17 protein-coding genes are annotated in these 22548 nt (G+C 67.2%); 9 read left to right on the forward strand and 8 right to left on the reverse strand.

Going from position 1 to position 22548, the window contains the following annotated elements; genetic code table 11:
* Window positions 1-70: 70 nt before the first annotated feature.
* On the reverse strand, window positions 71-955 hold the full coding sequence (locus tag KF684_06250) for a hypothetical protein (protein MBX3352518.1): 885 nt from the start codon (window positions 953-955) through the stop codon (window positions 71-73).
* Window positions 956-1168: 213 nt separating this feature from the next.
* Window positions 1169-2500, reverse strand: coding sequence for a PQQ-dependent sugar dehydrogenase (locus KF684_06255; protein MBX3352519.1), 1332 nt, complete (start codon window positions 2498-2500; stop codon window positions 1169-1171).
* A 390-nt stretch (window positions 2501-2890) separates the two neighbouring features.
* On the opposite strand from KF684_06255, the gene KF684_06260 reads away from it, so the two are divergent.
* Together KF684_06260 and KF684_06265 are read left to right on the forward strand one after the other, a co-directional pair.
* Window positions 2891-5026, forward strand: a complete 2136-nt coding sequence (locus tag KF684_06260; protein MBX3352520.1) for a tetratricopeptide repeat protein — start codon at window positions 2891-2893, stop codon at window positions 5024-5026.
* Between the two features lie 150 nt (window positions 5027-5176).
* Window positions 5177-8272, forward strand: a complete 3096-nt coding sequence (locus KF684_06265; protein MBX3352521.1) for a DNA translocase FtsK — start codon at window positions 5177-5179, stop codon at window positions 8270-8272.
* Between the two features lie 81 nt (window positions 8273-8353).
* Here KF684_06265 and KF684_06270 read toward each other — a convergent pair whose 3' ends face one another.
* The 4 genes from KF684_06270 to coaE form a co-directional block, all read right to left on the reverse strand.
* Window positions 8354-8860: a hypothetical protein gene (locus KF684_06270; GenBank protein ID MBX3352522.1), complete on the reverse strand. Its 507-nt coding sequence runs from the start codon at window positions 8858-8860 to the stop codon at window positions 8354-8356.
* A gap of 98 nt (window positions 8861-8958) precedes the next feature.
* Window positions 8959-9498, reverse strand: coding sequence for a hypothetical protein (locus KF684_06275; GenBank protein MBX3352523.1), 540 nt, complete (start codon window positions 9496-9498; stop codon window positions 8959-8961).
* 564 nt (window positions 9499-10062) lie between these two features.
* Complete coding sequence (rho, locus tag KF684_06280) at window positions 10063-11484, reverse strand: transcription termination factor Rho (protein ID MBX3352524.1); 1422 nt, start codon at window positions 11482-11484, stop codon at window positions 10063-10065.
* Window positions 11485-12227: 743 nt separating this feature from the next.
* Window positions 12228-12869 carry a dephospho-CoA kinase gene (gene coaE / locus KF684_06285; protein ID MBX3352525.1) on the reverse strand — a complete coding sequence of 214 codons (642 nt, stop codon included), beginning with the start codon at window positions 12867-12869 and terminating at the stop codon, window positions 12228-12230.
* 32 nt (window positions 12870-12901) lie between these two features.
* Between coaE and KF684_06290 the strand changes: the two genes are divergently transcribed.
* The gene (locus KF684_06290; protein MBX3352526.1) at window positions 12902-13633 is read left to right on the forward strand and encodes an HAD-IA family hydrolase; all 732 of its coding nucleotides are present in this window, start codon (window positions 12902-12904) and stop codon (window positions 13631-13633) included.
* A 148-nt stretch (window positions 13634-13781) separates the two neighbouring features.
* Here KF684_06290 and KF684_06295 read toward each other — a convergent pair whose 3' ends face one another.
* Complete coding sequence (locus tag KF684_06295) at window positions 13782-14603, reverse strand: hypothetical protein (GenBank protein MBX3352527.1); 822 nt, start codon at window positions 14601-14603, stop codon at window positions 13782-13784.
* Between the two features lie 33 nt (window positions 14604-14636).
* A complete protein-coding gene (locus tag KF684_06300) occupies window positions 14637-15251 on the reverse strand; it encodes a hypothetical protein (protein MBX3352528.1) in 615 nt (204 codons plus the stop codon).
* A 211-nt stretch (window positions 15252-15462) separates the two neighbouring features.
* Between KF684_06300 and KF684_06305 the strand changes: the two genes are divergently transcribed.
* The 6 genes from KF684_06305 to accD all read left to right on the forward strand — a co-directional run bounded on the left by KF684_06305 (window position 15463) and on the right by accD (window position 22493).
* Window positions 15463-17337: a DUF885 domain-containing protein gene (locus KF684_06305; GenBank protein ID MBX3352529.1), complete on the forward strand. Its 1875-nt coding sequence runs from the start codon at window positions 15463-15465 to the stop codon at window positions 17335-17337.
* A gap of 295 nt (window positions 17338-17632) precedes the next feature.
* Window positions 17633-19042 carry an asparagine--tRNA ligase gene (asnS, locus tag KF684_06310; protein ID MBX3352530.1) on the forward strand — a complete coding sequence of 470 codons (1410 nt, stop codon included), beginning with the start codon at window positions 17633-17635 and terminating at the stop codon, window positions 19040-19042.
* A 238-nt stretch (window positions 19043-19280) separates the two neighbouring features.
* Complete coding sequence (gene rpe / locus KF684_06315; GenBank protein ID MBX3352531.1) at window positions 19281-19988, forward strand: ribulose-phosphate 3-epimerase; 708 nt, start codon at window positions 19281-19283, stop codon at window positions 19986-19988.
* 22 nt (window positions 19989-20010) lie between these two features.
* Window positions 20011-20778, forward strand: coding sequence for a hypothetical protein (locus KF684_06320; protein MBX3352532.1), 768 nt, complete (start codon window positions 20011-20013; stop codon window positions 20776-20778).
* 191 nt (window positions 20779-20969) lie between these two features.
* Window positions 20970-21599, forward strand: coding sequence for a histidine phosphatase family protein (locus tag KF684_06325; protein MBX3352533.1), 630 nt, complete (start codon window positions 20970-20972; stop codon window positions 21597-21599).
* Window positions 21600-21611: 12 nt separating this feature from the next.
* Complete coding sequence (accD, locus tag KF684_06330; GenBank protein ID MBX3352534.1) at window positions 21612-22493, forward strand: acetyl-CoA carboxylase, carboxyltransferase subunit beta; 882 nt, start codon at window positions 21612-21614, stop codon at window positions 22491-22493.
* Window positions 22494-22548 lie beyond the last annotated feature (55 nt).

Genomic DNA, 22548 nt, shown 5'->3' on the forward strand with positions numbered 1-22548 from the left:
GAATGACAACGAGCCCGGCTCATCGAGAGCCGGGCTCGTGTGTTTCATGGATGCTGCTTGAGGGGGGCGATCAGCCCTGCGACGCGTTGTTCTCTGCGAGGCGCGAGAGCAGGGTGTTGAGATCGGTGAAGTTGATCACGCCGTCGCCGTCGAAGTCGATCGACGGGTTGAAGCGTGTGTCGTTGCTGGTGGCGCCGAAGAGTTCGGTGAGCTGGGAGATGAGCGACTGCTGAGCGGTCTGGCCGCCGAGGCGGGAGAGCAGCTCGTTCAGATCGCCGAAGGAAATCCGGCCGTCGCCGTCGAAGTCGAAGTCGGTGTCGAACGCGTCGTCGCCGTCGACGGCTCCGAAGGCGCCGAGGGCGAGTTCGATGTCATCGGCGGTGTAGACCCGCGGCTCGTCGTTGGAGGGCGCGGGCGTGCTCGGCACGGGCGCGCCGATCGCGTCTGAGTTAGTCGGGGCGATGTCGTCGGACGCGTCGGCGCCCAGGCCCTGCGCCGTGGGTGCGCCGGCGGGCGACTCGATCGGGCTGGGCCCGCCGGTCTGGGGAGGCGCCCCGGCGCCAGAGATCGCGGCGTTGAGGTCGGCGAAGTTGATCACGCCGTCGCCGTTGACGTCGAGCGCCGCGTTGTACCCGTCCTCGCCGGCGCGAGCGCCGATGGACTTGAGCACGGACGCGACGAGGTCGTCGGGCGTCGACGGCGCGGCAGGAGTCGGCGTCGCCGGAGTCTGGTCAGCGACCACTTCCTGCGCGGCGGAGCGCGTGACTTGCGCCGAGGGCGCAGCGGGCTTCACCTCGGTCAGCTCGACCGTGTCGGTGGGCCTGGGCTGTGCGCCGGCCTTCTCCTTGAACGACAGCTCCTCGATCGCCGCCAGCTTCCGCTTCGTCGCGGCGGGATCGGGCCTGGCCGCAGCGCCGAGGGCTGCGATGGTCGTGTCGTTGGATGCGATCTGCATGGATTCGACCCTTTCAGCGAGCGGGAGCGGATGTCGCCCCGGTGATGTGCCGGTGTTCATTCGCACGCGGCGTGCCAGAGCGTTCGCGGACCAAGCCGTTATCGGCCCGGTCGGGGGGTCGCTTGACCGGGATGGGCGCGAGAACGGAAAAACCCGGCCGAAGGGCCGGGCTTTCGAGGGATGATCGGGTTATCGGACCGCGGTGTCGGCTGTTCAGCCGGCGCAGCTGCGCCCGAACGACGACAGCACGGCGTTCAGGTCAGAGAAGGTGTAGGTCGTGCCGAAACCGGTGAGGACCAGGTTGAGGTCGGCGAAGTCGACCGCGCCGTCGGCGTTGAAGTCGCCGCTGAAGGGCGCGTCGTTGCTGACGATCTTCTTGATCATGCCGGTGTTGTATTCGAGGATGTAGAGCTCGCCGTCGAAGTCACGGGCGAAGGACGAAACATTCGGGCGGGTTCCGGGGAAGAGCGAGGACGAGTGCTCGATGTTGTTGACGGCGGTCCCGTTCTCAAGCTTGAAGGACCAGACGCGCCCGGAGATGTAGTCGGCGTAGAAGTAGCGCCCGGCGTAGGAGCACATCTTCGTGCCGCGATAGACATAGCCGCCGGTGGTCGAGCCGCCCAGGCCGCGCCCGTAGACGAGGATCGGGTCGGTGAGGGGGAGATAGGCGGCGGGGAGGCTGGTGTTGAAGTTCGCCAGGCCCTCCTTCAGACGCCAGCCCCAGTTGATGCCGCCCTGGTTGGCGGGCTGGAAGTTGTACTCTTCCCACGCGTTCTGGCCGACATCGCCCATCAGCATGCCGTTGGTGGCGTTGACGCCGAAGTCATCGAAGGTGAACTTCCAGGGGTTGCGCACGCCGAAGGCCCAGATCTCGGGGAGCGCGCCCGCGACGGGCGGGTTGTTGCCGGGCAGGAACGGGTTGTCCGCCGGGATGCGATAGAGCTCGGTGCTGCCGACCGGGACGCGCACATCGATGCGGAGCATCTTGCCCAGCAGGGTGCCGGGGGTCTGCGAACGGTTGCCGGGGTCGCCGGCCGAGCCGCCGTCGCCCATGCCGATGTGGAGATAGCCATCGGGCCCGAAGGTGATGCAGCCGCCGTTGTGGTTGGTGAAGGGCTGGGCGATCACGAGGATCTCGGTGCGGCTCGCGGCGTCGGCGACGAGCGGGTTGGCCGAGACCTGGTAGCGCGCGATGACGGTCGCGGCGCTGGCGTTGGTGTGGTTCACCCAGAAGCGACCGGTGGTCTCGAAGTCAGGATCGAAGGCGAGACTGAACAGCCCGCGCTCGCCGCTGCTGCTGCCGACCGCGACGGTCAGGAAGGTGCCGGTGACCACGCCGTTCTGCACGACGCGGATCGTCCCGCCCTGCTCGACCACCAGGAACGCCCCGTCGACCGTGGGGTGCTGGTACATGCTCACCGGGCGGCTGAGGCCCGACGCGAAGTTCTGCAGCGACAGGGTCGCGAGCGACCCGGCCTGCGCGGACATCATCGCGCTCGCGGCAAGAACCGCGGAAGCGACGATTGCACTCGTCTTGAAACGCATACCGATCTCCTGGGAGCTGACCGCGACCACTCCTCTACGGGCTCGCGGCGGGACAAGGGGCACACACGGCCACGGCGTCGTGCGCCGAGGCCTGGGGATTCTCTCTACCCCAACAGAATAAGCCCTGTTTCCCCCGGCGCGAACCAAAACTTCCCCAAACTTTTCCCGGGACCGCCTCCCGGCGACCCCCGTACGCTTTCTCGGACTTCGCCGCCCTCTCGCCCCCGGTCCCAACCCCTGCCCGGATCATCCGATAGGTTGAGCGACCGACCACTCCCGCCCCGGCGCCCTCCGCCCGGTGACTAACCCTCGATGAGCGCATTGCCCCGTTTCTTTCGTCCACGATCGCCCTCGCCGAAGCGAAACGCCTCGGGGGATCTGTCTCTCCCGGTGCTCTCGGCCAGCGCCGCGGGCCTCGGAGCAGGGTCCCGCCGCGCGGACCCCGGCGCGTCGGCGGCCGGCGCGTCCAGGGGCATCCGGAAATCGAAGTCAGGCCCGCGCCGCGCGCTGGTGCTGTTTCTCGTCCACGTCGCGTTCGCCATCCACATGATCGTGTGGCTGCGCGTCGGCAGGACCGTCTCGCCGGTGGAGCCGAGCGAGTCGATGAAGACCATCGTCAGCGGCGCGATCAACGCCGGCTTCGTCTTCTTCGCCGTCGCGATCCTCTCGACGATCGTGTTCGGGCGCTTCTTCTGCGGCTGGGGCTGCCACGTCGTCGCGCTGCAGGACCTGTGCTCGTGGATGCTCAAGAAAGTCGGAGTGCGGCCAAAGCCCTTCCGCTCGCGCCTGCTCGTCTTCGCGCCCATGGCGTTCGCCTTCTACATGTTCCTCTGGCCGATCGTGCACCGCTTCGTCGTCTTCCCCCTCGTGCAGAAGCACGGGTCGGGGCAGGTCCAGGCGTTTTTCGGGAGCGTGCAGCCCTTCGGATGGTCCACCGAGTTCATCGTCGAGGACTTCTGGGCCACCTTCCCGCCCCTGTGGGTCGCGATCCCCTTCCTGTTCATCTGCGGGTTCGTGGTCGTCTACTTCCTCGGGGCGAAAGGGTTCTGCACCTATGGGTGTCCCTACGGCGGGTTCTTCGCGCCGGCCGACACCGTCTCGCCCGGGCGAATCATCGTCGACCACGACAAGTGCGAGGGGTGCGGCCACTGCACCGCGGTGTGCACGAGCAATGTGCGCGTCCACGAAGAGATCCGCGACTTCGGCATGGTCGTCGACCCCGGCTGCATGAAGTGTCTCGACTGCGTGAGCGTGTGCCCCAACGACGCGCTGCGCTTCGGCTTCGCGCGACCGCCGGTCGCGAAGGGGAAGCCCGGGCACCGCCTGCGGTTCTTCCAGACGAAGGGCTCGAAATCGAAAGACCCCAAGGGCGCGGTCGTGGGCACGAGCAGGCGCAAGTTCGACCTGAACTGGAAGGGTGAGATCGCGCTCGCGCTGGTCTTCATCGGGTCGTTCCTCGCGTGGCGCGGGACCTACGGCGCCGTTCCCTTGTTGATGGCGGCGGGCGTCGCCGGCTGCGTGACCTACATCGCCTGGATGCTCTGGCGCCTGCCCCTCGAAAAGAACCTGCGGCTGCACAACTTCCAGCTTCGTCTGAAGGGCCGGCTCAAGCCGGCGGGGATCGTCTTTGCGCTGCTGGGCGTCGCGACGCTCGTCGCGACGGTGCAGGCCGGCGTCACGCGCGTGCAGGCGATCCGGGCCGGGTTCGTCGACAACCTCGTCCAGGTGCCGGCAGAGGTCGTGTTCGTCGCGCAGCGTCCCGCGCTGCCGCAGGACCAGCTCGATCACGCGCGCCGGGCGCTGGATCTCTACACCAGTTCGTCGTCGTTGCGCGAGGGCGGCGTCGGGCTCGCGACGACGCCGGTGGTCGAGGTCCGCCGCGCGTGGCTCTACAGCGTGCTGGGCGACTTCGACCGCGCCATCGAGATCATCCACGCCCTGATGGACCGTCGCGAGATCAACACCGACCTGGCGCTCTCGCTCGCGTCGATCCACGACGCGCGCGGCGACTCCGAGGCGGCGATCGCCGACCTGCGCCGGGCGCTGTCCATCACGCCGCGCATGGCCGCGGTCCGCTTCGACCTCTCGCGCCGGCTCGCCCGGGTCGGGCGCTTCGACGAGGCGATCACGCTGCTCCAGGATGGGGTGACTCGGCGCCCCTGGGACGCGGTCCAGCGGGTCGAATTCGCCCAGCTTCTCATGGCGGCGGGCAAGCCGGGCGAAGCCGAGACCCAGGCGCGCGAGGCCATCGCCCTGCGCGAACGCGACCGCCACGCAGCCGCCCAGCTCAACGAGCCGCGCGCCTGGCGCGTGCTGGCCGAGACGCAGATCCGCCAGAACAAGGTCGACGACGCCCTCGCCTCGCTGGATCGCGTCATCGCCCTCGCCCCCGACGACCCCGAGGCCCCCACGACGGCGGCACGCATCCTCGTCCAGAACCGGCGCATGGCGGAGGCCCCGAAGTACCTCGACATGGCCGAGGCCGCTCGTGACCGGCTGATCCAGCAGCAGCGCCAGCAGCGCTGAGCCCTGCGCCGCGCCGGCCGCGACGCCCCTCCTGCCCCATCCCGATCCCCTCCTCCCTGCGCGCTCTCCGCGTTGAATCTCTTCTCCGACGCGCAAGTCTCGCGCGATTGTTCCGCCTGGCGCGTCCTGGATGCCGATACCCTCTCCAGAATGCACGGACGCAACTCTCAACCCGGTAAGCGGGGCGGATCGTCGCGCGCGAAGGGACCTCGCGCCGCCGCCGCTCACGCCGATCACGCCCTCCTCTGGCCTCGCCTCGCCTGGCTCGTCGGCGCAGGGGTGTGGCTCTTCCTCGCCGCGGCCCTGGTCTCGCACGACCCGGCCGACGCGCCGGGCCACGCCGTCGCGCCGCTGAACGAAACGCTCGGCAACTGGTGCGGCCCCTTCGGCGCGTGGCTCGCGCACAACCTCTTCCTGCTGCTGGGCTGGGGCGCGTGGGCGATGCTCGTCGCGCTCGGCGCCGAGATGACCCTGCTCGCCGCCGGCAAGCGCCGGGGGCAACTCGCGGTCCGCGCGCTGGGCGTGCTGATGATCGCGCTCGCGGCCAGCGGGTTCCACGCGCTGCTCTTCCCGGCGTTCTCCAACGCGCCCGAGGGCGCGGGCGGCGTGATCGCCATCGCCGGCGTCGCCGAACTCGCGTCGCGCTTCGGCGGGCTGGGCGCGGCCCTCTGGATCGCGCTGCTGGGCGTGATCGGACTCGTCGTCGCGTTCGATCACCTCGTGCTCGTCGGCCCGGCGGCGTTCGCGCGCTGGGCGACGCGCAACCTGGCGCGTGGGTTCGCGACGCTCAACATCCGCCTCACCGAGTACATCAACCACCGGCGCGACCTCGCCGACGAGCGACGCGCCGCTCGCCTCGCCCGGCGCAAGGCCGCCGCCCAGCGTGAGAACGACCTCGACGACGACGAGTCGATCCCCCTGCGCAAGCCCGAGGAAGAGGAGCGCGCCGAGCGATCGAAGAAGCGCCGCCTCGCCGCCGTCGCCGAGGAAGAAGAGGGCGTCGTCGCCGAGGTCAAGCCCTCGAAGAAGAAGGCGGCCCTCGCGCCCGTCGAGGACGAACTCGACGAGGACGAAACCGACGGAGCAGACGAGGCCGAGGACAGCGAGGACGACGAACTCCCCGGCGCGCCGCAGGTCTTCAAGGCCGAGGAACTGCGCGAGAAGATCGCCAAGCTCCCGGTGCGCTTCGCCGGCGCAGCACGGCGCTCCGCGACCGAGGACGACCTGGCCGACTTCCAGGCCGAGGGCGAGGAGATCGAGGGCTACCAGTTCCCCTCGCTCGACCTGCTCGAAGACCCCGACGAGGACTACTCGGCGCAGATGGAGTCCATCCTGCGCGAGCAGGCCAAGTCGCTCGAGCATGCGCTGCGCCTCTACAAGATCGACGGCGAGGTCGTGGGCATCGACTCGGGCCCGGTCATCACCATGTACGAGGTCCGCCTCGCGCCGGGCACGAAGGTCAGCGCGATCGAGACCGTCAGCAAGGACCTCGCCCGCGCGCTCAAGGTCGTCAATGTGCGCATCGTCCCCAACCTCGAGGGGCGCGACACCATCGGCATCGAGGCGCCGAACCTCAAGAAGGAGCGCGTGCGCCTCAAGGAACTCATGACCGGCTCCGACAAGGCGTCCAAGATGCGCCTGCCCCTGTTCCTGGGCAAGGACGCGTCGGGCGAGCCCCTCGTCGTCGATCTGGCCGACCTGCCCCACCTACTCATCGCCGGCGCGACCGGCTCGGGCAAGTCGGTGTGCATGAACGCGATCATCATGGGCTTCCTCTACACCAAGAAGCCCAGCGAACTCAAGATGGTGCTCGTCGACCCCAAGATGGTCGAGATGTCGCAGTTCCGCGACATCCCCCACCTCATGTGCCCGGTCGTCACCGAGATGGGCAAGGCCGCCGCCATCCTCGAGTGGGCGGTCACCAAGATGGACGAGCGCTACGAACTCCTCGCCGAGGCGGGCGTGCGCGACATCGACGGCTACAACGCGCTGGAGCGCGAAGAACTCTTCGAGCGACTGGGCGCGTACACCGAGGAAGAGCAGATCCGCATCCCCAAGCGTCTGCCGCGCATGGTGTTCGTCATCGACGAACTCGCCGACCTGATGATGACCAACAAGGAGGTCGAGACCTCGATCGTGCGCCTCGCCCAGAAGGCGCGCGCGGTCGGTATCCACCTCATCCTCGCGACGCAGCGCCCCCAGGCGAATGTCGTCACGGGCCTCATCAAGTCCAACATGCCCGGGCGTCTGGCGTTCAAGGTCGCCAGCGCGATGGACTCGCGCATCGTGCTCGACCAGAAGGGCGCCGAACTGCTGCTGGGCCAGGGCGACATGCTGTTCCTCTCGCCGCGCACGCACAAACTGCTGCGCTCGCAGGGCACGCTCGTCGACGACAGCGAGGCGCGCAAGGTCGTCAAGTTCATGAAGTCCGTCGCCGGCCCCTCGTTCGAGCGCCAGCTCGTGCAGCTGCGCTCCGCCGACGAGGAAGACCCCGAAAACGACTGGCGCGACAACGCCGAGAAGGACCCGCTCTTCGACAAGGCCGTCGAGATCATCCTCGAGACCAAGCGCGGCAGCGTGTCCCTCCTCCAGCGCCGCCTCGCGATCGGTTACACCCGCGCCTCGCGCCTCGTGGACCTCATGGGCATGGCCGGCATCATCGGCGAGCACAAGGGCTCCGTCGCTCGCGAGGTCGTCATCACCCGCGAGGAATGGGAAGCGATGAAGGCGCAGGCCCAGGCCGACGCCGACGGCACGCTCTGGGTCGACAACGCTACCCCCGCCCCCATCGACAAAGCCCTCGCCCGCGCCATCACCGCCCCCTCGCGCGGCGAGCCCGTCACACCGCCCCCCTTCGACGCCGACGACGAGGAAGAAGTCGAAGCAGAAGACGCCGACGAGGTGGTCGACGAAACCGAGGACGACGAGGAACTGGTCGGCGAAGAAGGCGACGAGGAAGAGTACGAAGAAGAAGAGGAAGAGGACGACGCCGAACTCGTGGACGAAGAGGAAGGCGACGAGGAAGAAGAAGAGGAGTACGAGGAAGAGGACGCCGTCGACGAGGAAGAGGGCGAGGAAGAGGAAGGCGAGGACGACGAGGAGTCCGAAGACGACGACGAGTACGAATATGAGTACGAGTATGTCGACGAGGACGAGGAAGAGTCCGAGGACGACGAGGAAGAAGAGGACGATGACGCGCCGGAGATCAACACCGACGCGGCGAGGCGGCCGAAGACGAAGAAGTGACATCCATCAGAGCCGCGGGCGGCAGCACGCGGCTCGAAGCGCCGGGGGTCCACTGATCGCGCCTTCATCACGGGCGTTCGACTACGCGGGCAACGCGTCGCCGCACTCCGGGCACGCGTTCGTCTTCGTCGGATCGAGCCCGGCCAGTGGATACCCGCACGACGCGCACGGGTTCTCGCGATCGTCCGCCGTCCGATTCAGTTTCGCGTAGAGCGCCCACGCCGCGAACAACTGCGCCGCCACGACGGCGATCGCCGACCAAAAGAAGAGAAACGGCGCCGTGACCACGCCGACGCCGATCGACACGAGCGGGATCGCTGTGTTCACCGGCCGCGCCGGAAGCCCGTCGAGGATGACCGACACGACCAACCCGCTCAGGAGCCCGACGACGACGCCCACGGCGGCGGCGACCCACCAGCCCGACACGAAAAGACCCCACCAGGCGCCGATCGCCCCCGGTGTGAGCAGCGACCAGGTCACAGACAGCGAGAAGAACGCGAGGACGGCGCTGGCGATCGTGGACAGGAAGACAAGCGCGAACCCAGTGTTCATGGACATCACGCCCGACCTCGCGCGTGGCTGCTTCATGCGTGCGTCATTCTAACCGGGCTCGGGCCGGCTCTTGGGCCGCGTCGGGAGTCGTCCGAAGTCCGGACGCCGCTGGCATCGACCGCCTTCAGCACACTCTACATCGCCGAGCGCGGACTGCCGCACTCCGGGCAACACACGGAGACTGCGCGATCGAGCCCCGCGAGCGAGTATCCGCAGGCGAGGCAACCAGGATCAGTTCGCACCTGATCGAGCCGGAACCGCAGCCGCGGGATGAGGAGCGGCGCCGCAGCGAGCAGAACGCCAGGGATCGCGTACATCGCCGCGTACATTGGGCCAAAGACGAGCACGAAAGCGGCCTGCCCGTCGCCCGATCGCTGCGCCGACCAGATGAACCAGCACGACCACACGGTGTAGACGGCCGAGTACCCGATCACCGCGAACACGATGACGCCGAAGAACCGGCGCACCAGTTCACGCGCGTTCACATCGCCGGCTTCGACGATCGCGACGAGCAACGACAGGATCAGGAGCGGCAGCGGCGTGAACACCGCCGCGCCGATCAGCCAGGACAGATCCGATGCCGGGATCGCGGTGAGAATCGCCGCGATCGATGCGAGACACGCCGCGCCGGCGATGGCCGCGCCGAGCGGGAACCGCGATCGGAGAAGCGTCATCGCTCTGCGGAACGGGCTTCGTCGCACACGGACACTGTACGGCACACGCCTCGTGATGAGAACCGACTCTCTGGCCCCCTCTCCTGTCGCGCAGCGATGGGAGAGGGCTGGGGTGAGGGTTACGCCTTCTCTGGGCTTCGCTTCTCTTCACTCTGCCTTTCCCTCTCCCGCCTCCGGCGCCACCACACGAAGTGTGGTGTCTACCCCTCCTTCTTTCCCTCGATCTCGAAGAGAGTGTCAGAGAAGAGGAGCGAAGCCCGGAGATGGGGGAGCACCACACTTCGTGTGGTGGCACCGAAGAGAGAGAGAGAGAGAGAGAGAGAGAGAGAGAAGAGAAAGCCAGAGATTGGGGAGGGAAGCCCGGAGGTTGCGTAGCCCTCACCCCGGCCTTTTCCCATCTCGCTGCGCGAGACAGGAGAGGGGGCAGAGAGAAGATCGCAACAAGAAACGGGCCGGACACTGTCCGACCCGCGGGGATTGCTTCGTCTGTTCACGCGCTCGTGGCGCCCGCTGCGCGTGCACCACGCCACCCTTGTGCCGCGTGCCTCGTCCCTCGTGCCTTCTTCAGCCGCCCATCGCCATCGTCATCAGGAACTCGGCGTTGGTCTTCACCTTGCCCAGGCGGCTCTTCATCAGTTCCATCGCCTCGACCACATTCATGTCGGCGAGGACCTTGCGCAGGCGGTAGACCAGTTCGAGTTCCTTCGGGTCCAGCAGCAGCTCCTCGCGGCGGGTGCCGGACGCGGCGATGTCGATCGCCGGCCACACGCGCTTGTCGACGAGTTTGCGGTCGAGGTGCAGCTCGCTGTTGCCGGTGCCCTTGAACTCTTCGAAGATCACCTCGTCGGCCTTGGAGCCGGTGTCGACCAGCGCCGTGGCGAGGATGGTGAGCGAGCCGCCGCCCTCGATGGCGCGGGCCGAGCCGAAGAACTTCTTGGGGCGCTGGAGGGCGCCCGAGTCGATGCCGCCGGACATGATCTTGCCGGAATGGGGCATCTCGTTGTTGTACGCTCGGGCGAGGCGGGTGATGGAGTCGAGCAGGATCACGACATGCTCGCCGAACTCAACGGCGCGTCGCGCCTTCTCGATGACCATCTCGGCGACCTGCACATGCCGGCGCGGCTGCTCGTCGAAGGTCGACGCGATGACCTCGACCGAGGGGTCGGTGTTGCGCTTGAAGTCCGTGACTTCCTCGGGGCGCTCGTCGATGAGGAGCACGATCACGCGGATGTCGGGGTAGTTCTTCTTGATCGCCTGCGTCATCTTCTGCAGCAGCACGGTCTTACCGGTGCGAGGCGGGGCGACGATCAGCCCGCGCTGGCCCTTGCCGATGGGCGCGACCATATCGATGATGCGCGTCTCGATGATGCCGGGCTCGGTCTCGAGGACGATTCGCTCCTCCGGGTGGAGTGGCGTGAGGTCCTCGAAGGTGGTCATCGAGGCGAGGGTCTTGGGGTCTTTGTTGTTGACGCTGTCGACGCGCAGCAGGGCGAAGAACTTCTCGTTCTCCTTGGGGCCGCGGATCGCGCCGCGGATCTCCATGCCGCGCTTCAGGCCGAGCTGGCGGATCTGGGAGGGCGCGACGAAGATGTCGTCGGGTCCGGCGAGGTAGGACTGCTCGGCGGAGCGCAGGAAGCCGTAGCCCTCGGGCGCGATGTCGAGGGTGCCCTCGCCGAACATGATCCCGCCCTTGCTGCCTCGGGCCTTGAGGATCTGGAAGATGAGTTCCTGGCGGGGCGTCTGGTGGTAGTCGGAGAGGCCCTCCTTGTCGGCGACCTTGTGGAGGTCGGCGATCTTCATGCGCCGGAGTTCGTGGAGGTTGAGGGCCTCCTTCTCGGCTTCCTTGTATTCCTTGGTGCCGACGATCTTCTCGAGTTCGGCGGCCTCGCGGGCGAGCTCTTCCTCGTTGGGGAGTTGGTTCGAGGAGATGGGGCCGTAGGAGACGAAGGCCGGGTTGGCGCCGCCGCCGGAGGGCCCGCCGCCCATGCCGCCGCCCTTCTTCTTTTTCTTCTTCTTGCGGCGCTTGTTGAGGGCGTTCATGCCTCCCTGCTGACCCTGGCCCTGCTGGCCCCCGCCGCCCCCGCCGCCGCCGGAGTGGCTCTGGGACTGGTGCTGGTTCGAGGGCGCCTGTTGGGTCTGCTGCATCGGGTTGCTGCCTTGGGAGGGGCGATTGGCCGAGGGCTGGTTCGGGCCGTGGAATGATCGGGGCTGGTTGCCCTGAGAGGGCGCAGGCGACGAGGGGCGGCTGTCGTTCCGGGGCGCGGCCTGCTCGGAACGGGCGTCGGCCCGGGGCTCGGGGCGCGACTCGGCGCGCGGCTCCGGCCGGGGTTCGGGCTTGGCGGCGGGCTTGGGCTCGGCCTTGACCTCGACGGCCTTCTCGACAGCGGCCTTCGACGATCGCGCCGGCTTGGCGGGGGCGTCGGGCGTCGCGTCGGCCTTCTTCTTGGTCGTGCGGCGCTTGGGCGCGTCGGTGGATCGATCGTCTACGGCGCTCGTGCTCTTGGCCATGAGTCTCTTCGCGATTGTGTTCGTGGAAGTGTTGGGGAAACGCCGTCCGCTCGGAGTGTCTGGCGCGGCAGGGGGCCGGGCGAGATCCGTGGGCGCAGGGGAGACGCGTCGCAGGGCACGCCGGGAGACGAGGCGATGGCTCGCCTGAAACTCGGCGCACGCTGGCTGTCGCGGGATCGGCCGCCCCGCGAAACGTGCGGGCAGGCCGATGAAGTCACTGGCTACACCTTCGTGCGGCGTGTGAGCATCCGGGCGAGAAGGCGGGAAACTTCGTCCTCAAGGGAGGCCGGGTCCCCGTCGTTCCCTACCACATAATCGGACCGAGACCGCTTCTCTTCAAGGGGGAGCTGGGATTTTTCCCTCCGGTCCAGCTCCTCCTCCGTCCAGCCACGACCCTGACGGACCCGCTCCAGGCGCGTCTCACGAGGGGTTTCGACGTAAACGACCGCGTCGCATTCCGTGTGCAGGCCGGCCTCGAAGAGGAGGGGCGCGTCGAGGATCAGCGCCGGGGCGCCGGCCTCCCTGGCGCGTCGTTTCATCGCCTCGCGGTTCGTGCGCAGCATGGGGTGCAGCAGCCCCTCCAGACGCGCCCTCTGCGCAGGATCCGTAAACACGATCCGCGCCACGGCGCCGCGATCGACCTCGCCCTTCGCGTCGAGCACGCCGGGCCCCCACCACGACGCCAACGCTCGCTTCACCTCGTCGCGCGCCAGGAGCAGGCGCACCTCGGCGTCGGAATCGATGACCAGGCACCCCAGCGCCGCGAACGCGCGCGCCACCGACGACTTCCCGGAGCCGATGCCCCCGGCCAGCCCGATGACCAGCGGCGACGCTTTGTCGGAACCCGCGCGCTGCTCGCTCAAGACGCCCGCTCCTTCCACCTACGATCGACGCGATGACGAACGACCGCCTCGCCGCTCCCTCGCGCATCCCCGAACTCGTCGTGTTCGACCTCGACGGCACGCTGGTCGACACCCTGCCGGCGATCGCCGACGCGTGCAACGCGGTCCTCGAAGAGATCGGGCTTCCGACGCATCCGAGAGAAGCGTACCGCCGCTTCGCAGGCGACGGGGCGACCATGCTCCTCAAACGCGCCACGGGCCATCGCTTCGACGACGACCCGGAGAAACTGCGGGACCTGGTGAACCGCTTCCGCGAACGCGACGAGAAGGCCGACGCCGCCCTGGCGCACCCCTACGAGGGGATCACCTCGATGCTGTCGGGCCTGCTCGAGCGCGAGATCCCCATGGCGATCCTGAGCAACAAAGAGCACGCCGAGGCGGTCGCCCTCGTCGAGCAGCGCTTCGGGCGCGAGCCCTTCGTCGACATCCTGGGCCACGACGGGCGCTTCCCCCTCAAGCCCAGCCCCGAGTCCCTCCTCCACCTCATCAAGCACGCCAGCACCACCCCCTCGCGCACGATGTACGTCGGCGACACCGACACCGACATGAAGACCGGGCGCGCCCTCCCCCCCGGGCCCGACGGCGCCTGCTTCGTCGTCGGCTGCGCCTGGGGATTCCGCGACGCCCACGAACTGGCCTCCACCGGGGCGGATGTGGTTCTCGAGCGCCCGACGGACCTGCTGAGGGTGGTGGACGGGGCGGAAGGCACGAGGCACGAGGCATAAGGCACGACGAGAGGGAAGAACACACAGACCGCACTGCAAGCATATGGCTGGAGCATCGCACAAGTGGGATTACCGCCCAACGACATGCTGACCACCAAGCCAAATCAACAAAGAAGCACCAGCACCCAACTGCCCACCATAGAAACAATCAATTAGATCGCACGCTCAAGAGCAGCTGTCTAGCCAACGCCTTTGTAACTTGCCAGAACATGGTAGAATCGTTGATTCCAAGCGTCACGCCATACCGCAGCTCTTTCGCTGGATGGACATAGTTTCGGTACTCCTTGAGTGTATCTGCAACATCCTTTGCAGACGCCGTAATCCAGTTTAATTCAAAGCCAACCTTGATATATGAATCCAACATCCATTTTTGGTAGTCAATCGTCTTGCCGGTCGATTTGTCTTTGGGGGCGCTTGCAGCATTGATGAGCGGCCTAGAATCGGGCATCTTATTTGCACGAGCTACAAATAGAGCTTCAAGCAGGCCGCCCATCATTACGATTGCAGCAAGATGGGCATTCGCATTAACACATTTTGCACATTCATGCCATCGGCGGGTGAGGATCTCTCGCATCTCCTGGTTGCCTGCTAGGGAAGAGAAGTCCGGCGCGAGATCATCGGAACTAGCCACTGCCGACGATGCTGGAGCACACAAGGCAGCAGCTCTCGCCTTCACAAGTGCAGCCTTGACATTCTTCAAAGCATCCAGATAAGTATTCTTCGCCGCATGCCGCGATGTCGCGCCCAGTATCACCGCGTAGTACCGATCCACCTCGGAAAGATCAAGACTCGGATCCCCCGAGACCACGACGGGCTTGTGGGTATGAAACCATGTTTGAGCAGTAGCCTTCAGACTTGCAACAGCGTCCACCGTCTTCACTTGGGCGGTCTTGATAGCCGATACTCTGCTACGCGCCCTAGTGACTTCCTCGATCGCGGCATCAATTGCACCGAAAATAGTTGGCAGCAATGAAGACTCCTTTCAGATGTGGGGAGTCGCGCCTTATCGTGCCTTCTTTGCAGATCTCTTTCCGGGTGCCTTTTTTTTACGCGGCTTCTTTTTAGCTGCACCACCAGACTTACGGCCGCCGGCGCCGCTCTCGGGCAAGGTAATGGCGACGAGATTCTCTCCAACAGAGTTGAGTTTAAATTTGCCGTGCCCCGCGGAGTCCAAATAACCTGCGTTTTTCGCGTTTGACAGCGTCATCGCCCACCGCTTGACTTGCGGCCTGCCGGCCATGCGCGCAGCCTCTTTCATTGTTTCGGGATCAATAAAGTCCTTGCGATCCCGCTCGGGAGCTTCATACTGGTAGTAGTAAGCGACCACTGCAGTAAACTGCTGATCGCTCTTGGGTGCCTTTGCGCTCGTAAAGGATTTGATATCAGACCAGGTAGCCGGCACTCCCGATGCTGCGTGCGAATGGGGAATGGCCGAGTATGCAGGCCCTTGCGCTACTGGAGCTTGCACCGTCGGCAGAGCGAGCCGCAGGGTCTGGATCGCGAACTGCAAGGCTAGTGACTGATCCTCTGCGTTCATCCCCTTCAGCTCCTCCACGATCGTCTGGGCGGCGTTCAAAGGGGTCTTAGCCTCTGCTGTTGCCTTTGCGGACTGTGTCATGCGGATCTCCACGAAAATGGTTCAGTCGCGACCGTTCGGACACTGCTAGCCCCAACTATACCATATAGTGGGGTCTCCCTGCCATGCGATGTAAGTCGGTACTGTAACATCCGCAGCCTCCCGTGTATCGCCCCTCGAACCCCGTGTTCCACACAGCCGAGCATTCTGAGTGCCGCAGCACATTTCGGCGCCGGGCGGTACCTTCCACGCCATGAACCCCTCTCGATTCCTCACGGCTGTCTCCGTCTGCTCGCTCCTCGCGCTGGCCGGGTCGCCGATGGCGATCGCGCAGGCGCGGGCGACCCAGCCCGCGATCGCCACCGACGACGCCCGCGTGACCGACGCCGACCGCGCGCTCCTGCGCCTGCTCGACGAAGACCTCGAATCCATGAAGCGGCGCAACCCGCTCAGCGCCGGTATCCGCGGCGACCGGCGCTTCGACCGGCTGTTGCCCGACGCCAGCGAGGCCGCGGCCCTCTCGAGCGCGCGCGAGTCGCAGGACCGGCTCACGCGCCTGCTCGCCCTCGACCGCGAGGCGCTGAGCGACGCCAACCGCGTGAACTTCGCGCTGCTCGAGCGCGAGCTGCGCGACCGCGTCGAGGCGATGAAGTACAAGCGCTGGCAGGTCGCGGTGACCAACCTCGGGGGCCCCCAGCAGACGATCCCCAACCTCGCGGAGCGCGTCTCCTTCGACACGCGCGAGCAGATGACAGACTTCCTCGCGCGCCTGCGCGAGACACCCCGGTACATCGACCAGACCATCGAGAACCTGCGCGCCGGGATCCGCGAAGGGCGCGTGCAGCCGCGCACCGCGGTCTACGCCGCCCCGGACCAGGCCTTCGGCAGCGCGACCGACGCGCACCTGAAGGACCCGACCACGCACCCGCTCTACAAGCCGTTCCGGTCGCTCGATCGCGACGACGCGCTCGCGAAGGACGCGCGCGACGCGATCACGAAATCGGTGATCCCCTCCCTCCGCCGCTTCGGCGAGTTTCTGCGCGACGAGTACCTGCCGGCGACGCGCGAGAAGGTCGGCGCCTCCGAGTACCCCAACGGGCGCGCGTTCTACGACTTCATGCTGGGCACGATGACCACCACAGACCTGACCGCCGACCAGATCCACGAGATCGGGCTGAAGGAGGTCGCGCGCATCCGTCTCGAGATGATGGACACGATCCGGCGATCGGACTTCATGGAGCGGGTGACCAGCCGCAGCGTGCAGTTCGACGACGAGGCGCTCTTCCGCGCGTTCCTCGACTACATCCGCTCCGACGAGCGGTTCTACGCGAAGACCGCGGAGGAATTGCTCGTCGCGTACCGCGACGCGGCCAAGCGCGCCGACGCCTGGATGCCGCGGCTGTTCAAGACGCTCCCCCGGCTCCCCTACGGCATCCGCGAGATGCCGGCCTTCATGGCGCCCAGCGCGCCCACGGCGTATTACCTGTCCGGTTCGCTCGAGAACGGCGTCGCCGGGTTCTTCATCGCCAACACCTATCGACTCGAAACGCGCCCGCTGTACGAAGTCGTCGCGCTCACGCTCCACGAGGCGGTGCCCGGGCACCACCACCAGGTCGCGCTCGCCGAGGAACTCGAGGGCGTGCACGAGTGGCGCACCTGGCAGGGCTATACCGGCTTCGTCGAGGGCTGGGGCCTCTACAGCGAGCGGCTCGGGCTCGAGATGGAGCGCACCCCCGACGCGCCCAAGGGCATGTACCAGGACCCCTACGACGACTTCGGGCGCCTGTCCTACGAGATGTGGCGCGCGATGCGACTGGTCGTCGACACCGGCATGCACAGCAAGGGCTGGACGCGCGACATGGCGGTCGAGTACATGCTCGCCAACAGCGGGCTCTCGGAACGCAATGTCAACGCCGAGGTCGACCGCTACATCGGCTGGCCCGGCCAGGCGACGGCGTACAAGATCGGCGAGATCAAGATCCGCGAACTCCGCGCCCTGGCCGAGCGCGAGCTCGGCGACCGCTTCGACATCCGCGAGTTCCACGATGTCGTGCTGCTGTCGGGCGCCGTCCCGCTGGATGTGCTGGAGCGGAATGTGGTGGAGTGGGTTGGCAAGGGGAGGGAGTAGGGAGCAGGGGGAGGGCCCCAATGGGCAATGGCGGGTGGCGTGGTACGGCGCAGCCGTGCCACGGCGAGGTGAACACTCGTCTGAGCGAGGGCAATCTCGCATGCGCGAGAAGAGCGGGATTCTGACGACGCTCCAGGACAGCAGCGCGCTCGCGGCCGTGGCACGGCTGCGCCGTACCACGCCACCCCGGCGTTCTCGCTCCCCACATCACTCTCTTCCCTCTTCCCCTCTTCCCCACTCCCTGCTCCCTGCTCCCTGCTCCCCAATCCCTTCCCCCCTCCTACCATCGCTCCCCATGACCACCGCATCCTCTCCGTGGCTTTCCGTCCGCGAGGCGTTCAGCGCCCGTCCCGGCTCGCGCGTCACGCTCAAGGGCTGGGTCCGCACCCGGCGCGACAGCAAGGCGGGGCTCTCCTTCATCAACCTCCACGACGGGTCGTGCTTCGAGCCGATCCAGGTCGTCGCCCCGGCCGATCTGCCCAACTACGCCGAGGGCGTGCTCAAGCTCACCGCCGGCGCGTCGCTCGTGGTCGAGGGCGAGGTCGTCCCCAGCCAGGGCAAGGGCCAGAGCGTCGAGGTCCGCGCCAGCAGCGTCGAGGTCATTGGCCTGGTCGACGACCCCGACACCTACCCCATCCAGCCCAAGCAGCACTCCTTCGAGTACCTGCGCACCGTCGCGCACCTGCGCCCCCGGACCAACACCTTCGGCGCCGTCGCGCGCGTGCGGCACACCCTGGCGATGGCGGTGCACGAGTTCTTCGACTCGCGCGGGTTCTACTGGGTGCACACGCCCATCATCACCGCCAGCGACTGCGAGGGCGCGGGGCAGATGTTCCGCGTGAGCACGCTTGACTCGGTCAACACGGCGCGCACCCCCGAGGGCGCCATGGACTTCGAGAAGGACTTCTTCGGGCGCGAGGCGCACCTGACCGTCTCCGGCCAGCTCAATGTCGAGGGCTACGCCTGCGCGCTCAGCAAGGTGTACACCTTCGGCCCCACCTTCCGCGCCGAAAACAGCAACACCGCCCGACACCTCGCCGAGTTCTGGATGATCGAGCCCGAGGTCGCCTTCTGCGATCTCAACGGCAACGCCGACTACGCCGAGTCGTTCATCAAGCACTGCATCCGGCGCCTGCTCGACCGCAACGCCGACGACATGGCGTTCTTCGACGAGCGCATCGAGAAGGGCGTCGTGCAGGCGATCACGCAGGTCGCCGAGAGCCCCTTCGAGCGCATGGACTACACCGAGGCCATCGAGCGCCTCAAGAAATCCGGCGAGCGCTTCGAGTTCCCCGTCGAGTGGGGACTCGACCTGCAGAGCGAGCACGAGCGCTACCTGACCGAAAAACTCATCAGGAAGCCCGTCGTGCTGATGAACTATCCCAAGGGCATCAAGGCGTTCTACATGCGCCTGAGCGACGACGAGAAGACGGTCGCGGCGATGGACGTGCTCGTCCCGCGCATCGGCGAGATCATCGGCGGCAGCCAGCGCGAGGAGCGCCTCGATGTCCTCGACCGGCGCATCGACGAGATGGGCCTGCCGAAAGAGAACTACTGGTGGTACCGCGACCTGCGCAAGTACGGCACGGTGCCCCACGCCGGCTTCGGCCTGGGCTTCGAGCGCCTCATCCTCTTCGCGACGGGCATGCAGAACATCCGCGATGTGATCCCCTACCCGCGCACGCCGGGGAACGCGGAGTTTTGAGGGGAAGGCAATAGGCAATGGGGGGGGAGAAGACGGGCAAGACTGGGGGTGGCGTGGTACGGCGCAGGCGTGCCACGGTCGTTCCCAATGTTGGGTGCCATCACACGAGCGCAGCGAGTGTGATGCGAGCGTGCAGTGGTCCGGCATCGCACTCGCTGCGCTCGTGTGATGGCACCCTCTTTCTCTTCTCCCCCATTGCCTATTGCCGATTCCCCATTGCCTTCCCCTAGACTCCCCCATGCCCCCACGCCCGACGATGACGAACCCCGCCCGGCTGCCGATGATCGCGCCGTCGATCCTCAGCGCGGACTTTTCGCGCATGGGCGAGGAGTGCCGCGGGATTCTGGCGGCGGGCGCCGACGCGCTGCACCTGGATGTGATGGACGGGCACTTCGTCCCCAACCTGACGATGGGGCCCGACATGTGCAAGTGGGTGCGCAAGGCCTGCCCGAGCGCGCTGCTCGATGTGCACCTGATGGTGCAGAGGCCGGCGATGTACATCGAGCCCTTCGCGAAGGCGGGGGCCGACCACTTCACCTTCCACATCGAGGTCGCGCCGACCAAGCCGCAGGTGCGCGAGATGCTCGCGGCGATCCGGGCGCAGGGCATGACCGCCGGCGTCGCGATCAACCCCCCCACCGACCTTCGCGCGCTGCTCGAGGTGATCGACCCCGACGACGCCTCGCTCCGCCCAGAGATGGTCCTGGTCATGAGCGTGAACCCGGGCTTCAGCGGGCAGTCGTTCCTCGAGGACACGCTCGACAAGACCCGCGCCGTGCGCGAGCGGTTCGGTCCGGACCTGCGCATCCAGATGGACGGGGGCGTGAAGCCCGACAACGCGGCGCGCGTTCGCGACGCCGGCTGCGACGTGCTCGTCGCGGCGTCGGCGGTGTTCGGGAAGCCCGAACACGAGCGGGCGGCGGTCATCGCATCGTTGCGCGGGTGACCTTCGCGCCGTACGATCGGGCATGAAACGCATTCTCCCGCTGCTCGTGTTCGCGACGACCATGCCCGGCTGCGTCGTCTGGGAAATCCGCGACGAGATGCGCAATGTCCACGCGCAGCTCAACGAAGTCAACGCCGAGCTCGAGGGCGTCAACACCTCGCTCGAGTCCGTGCAGATCCAGCTCGCGATGCTGGAGCAGACGCGCGACCGGCTCATCCAGGTCGAGGGCGGGCTGGGGCAGACCAACGACTCGCTGTCGTCGCTCGATCAGCAACTGCAGCTGCTGCGCTCGATCCAGACCTCGCTGGGCAACCTCGACGCGCACCTGCTCTCGCTGCGCAAGAGCATCCAGGGGATCAACCGCGTCGTGCCCTTCCTGAACTTCGGGGGCGATGACATCGTGCAGAGCGACGCCCCGGTCGCCGCCGTCGGCTCTGGCGGCCCGGCGTCGGCTTCGGGCGCCCCGGTCGACGACGAGGACGCCGACGCGCCGGCGCTCGTGCGGCCCGACCCGCTGCTGGGCGTGTGGATGACCGTCCGCCCGGCCGGGGGTCCGACGCTGATCGTCGACAGGGACTCGTACCTTCTGGAAGAGCACGCCGCCGACGGACAGGTCGTTCTGCGCTCCGGCGCGTGGTCGCGCGACGGGAATACCCTGGTGCTCCAGCCCGAGGGCGTCGACGAGATGGGCGCCCCCCTGCCCGAACGCCGCTGGGAGATCGTCCTGCAGACCGGACGCTCCATGGCGATCCGGCGCGACCGCGACCTGCTCATCTTCGCGAAGCCGTAAAATCCCCCATTCTGGGCATCTTCCTCTGGTGGAAGAAACCGGCCTCGCCCCGTACACGAACCGATAGCAGAGAGACGCGCCCCGACGCGCCCGATTGGTTGGAGGACGCACCCCTGCTATCCTCCCCGTCTGTCTCCCCGGGCGTTCGCCCGGTTCTGACCCAAGGATGGGTCTTCGGACCCCTGATCCGTATGGCTAGAACAGATGACCTCCGCGTCCTGCTCGTGCGATCCGGCCCCACCGACTGGGATGACGCCGGGCGTCTGCAGGGCGAAACCGATCTCCCCCTGAGCGCCTGCGGTCGCGAAGCGTTCGCCGCACGCGTCGCGTCGGTCGCGATCAACGACGCCGACAGCCAGATCGATGTCGTCCTGCACGGGCCCGACGAGTGCTCAGGCCAGTCCGGTCGCATTCTCGCGGCCCAGCTGGGCGTGCGCGCCCGCCAGGTCGAGGACTTCCGCGAGATGGACATGGGCCTCTGGGAGGGCATGCGCGAGAGCGAACTCCTCGAGCGCCACCCGACCGTCTACAAGCAGTGGCGCGCCGACCCGACCGCCGTCACCCCACCCGACGGCGACACGCTCGCCGACGCCGAGGTCCGCGTCCTGCGCGCGCTGCGCAAATCGCTCGAGAAGGCCGGTCGCGCCGGCGTCGCGATCGTGCTCCGCCCCGTGTCGCTGGGCATCGTTCGCTGCTGGCTGACCCAGCGCCCCCTCGAGGACCTGTGGGAGGTCGTGGGCGAAGCGCCCGAGGGCGAGTGGTTCACGGTCCCACGCGATAGACTCAAGGACCTCGCGGTCGAACTCAAGACCGGCGCCTGAGGAACACGCGCGATGAGCCAGGCCGAATCCCAACCGATCGCCCCCCCCACCAGCCAGGCCGCCGGCCCGCGCTCGTGGTCCGAGCTCAAGCCCCAGAGGTCCAACGCGATCCCCGAGGGGCTGTGGCTCCGCTGCCCCTCGTGCGCGCAGATGATCTATCGCAAGCAGATGGAGGCCAACCTCCATGTCTGCCCCCAGTGCGATCACCACTTCCGCATCACCGCGGCCGAGCGCATCGCCCAGCTCGTGGACCCCGACTCCTTCGAGCCGATGTTCACGAACCTGCGCTGCGCCGACCCGCTGGGCTTCACCGACATCAAGAAGTACAAGGACCGCCTCGTCGCCGAGGAAAAGAAGTCCGGCGAGCACGAGGCCATCAAGGCCGGTCGCGGCTTCATCAAGGGTCGCCCGGCGATGCTCTGCGCCCTCGACCCCTCCTTCATGATGGGCTCCATGGGCAGCGTCGTGGGAGAGACCATCACCCGCTCCATCGAGCACGCGATCGAGGGCGACCTGCCCCTCATCATCGTCTCCTGCTCGGGCGGCGCGCGCATGCAGGAGAGCTCGCTCTCCCTCATGCAGATGGCCAAGACCTCCGCCGCCCTCGGCGCGTTCCACGACGCCGGCGGCCTGTTCATCTCCGTCCTCGCCGACCCGACCACCGGCGGCGTGACCGCCTCCTTCGCCATGCTGGGCGATGTCATCCTCGCCGAGCCCAAGGCGCTCATCGGCTTCGCCGGCCCGCGCGTCATCAAGCAGACCATCCGACAGGAACTCCCAGAGGGCTTCCAGCGCTCCGAGTTCCTCCAGGACGCCGGCATGGTCGACCGCGTGGTGCACCGCCACAAACTGCGAAGCGAGATCAGCCGCATCATCGACTTTGCTGGGAAGTAAAGGAAGGGAGCAGGGAATAGGGAATAGGGAGCAGGAAGAGGCAGGCCCTCTTGCC

It is taken from the genome of Phycisphaeraceae bacterium (assembly GCA_019636675.1).
Classification (GTDB): Bacteria; Planctomycetota; Phycisphaerae; order Phycisphaerales; family UBA1924; genus JAHBXC01.

Bases quoted from the DNA above. Each gene is read 5' to 3' on its own strand.
- KF684_06250 (MBX3352518.1), bottom strand. From the start codon at position 955: ATGCAGATCGCATCCAACGACACGACCATCGCAGCCCTCGGCGCTGCG.
- KF684_06255 (MBX3352519.1), bottom strand. From the start codon at position 2,500: ATGCGTTTCAAGACGAGTGCAATCGTCGCTTCCGCGGTTCTTGCCGCG.
- KF684_06265 (MBX3352521.1), top strand. From the start codon at position 5,177: ATGCACGGACGCAACTCTCAACCCGGTAAGCGGGGCGGATCGTCGCGC.
- KF684_06270 (MBX3352522.1), bottom strand. From the start codon at position 8,860: ATGAAGCAGCCACGCGCGAGGTCGGGCGTGATGTCCATGAACACTGGG.
- KF684_06275 (MBX3352523.1), bottom strand. From the start codon at position 9,498: ATGACGCTTCTCCGATCGCGGTTCCCGCTCGGCGCGGCCATCGCCGGC.
- rho (MBX3352524.1), bottom strand. From the start codon at position 11,484: ATGGGCGGCGGGCCCTCCGGCGGCGGCGCCAACCCGGCCTTCGTCTCC.
- KF684_06290 (MBX3352526.1), top strand. From the start codon at position 12,902: ATGACGAACGACCGCCTCGCCGCTCCCTCGCGCATCCCCGAACTCGTC.
- KF684_06300 (MBX3352528.1), bottom strand. From the start codon at position 15,251: ATGACACAGTCCGCAAAGGCAACAGCAGAGGCTAAGACCCCTTTGAAC.
- KF684_06305 (MBX3352529.1), top strand. From the start codon at position 15,463: ATGAACCCCTCTCGATTCCTCACGGCTGTCTCCGTCTGCTCGCTCCTC.
- asnS (MBX3352530.1), top strand. From the start codon at position 17,633: ATGACCACCGCATCCTCTCCGTGGCTTTCCGTCCGCGAGGCGTTCAGC.
- rpe (MBX3352531.1), top strand. From the start codon at position 19,281: ATGCCCCCACGCCCGACGATGACGAACCCCGCCCGGCTGCCGATGATC.
- KF684_06320 (MBX3352532.1), top strand. From the start codon at position 20,011: ATGAAACGCATTCTCCCGCTGCTCGTGTTCGCGACGACCATGCCCGGC.
- KF684_06325 (MBX3352533.1), top strand. From the start codon at position 20,970: ATGGCTAGAACAGATGACCTCCGCGTCCTGCTCGTGCGATCCGGCCCC.
- accD (MBX3352534.1), top strand. From the start codon at position 21,612: ATGAGCCAGGCCGAATCCCAACCGATCGCCCCCCCCACCAGCCAGGCC.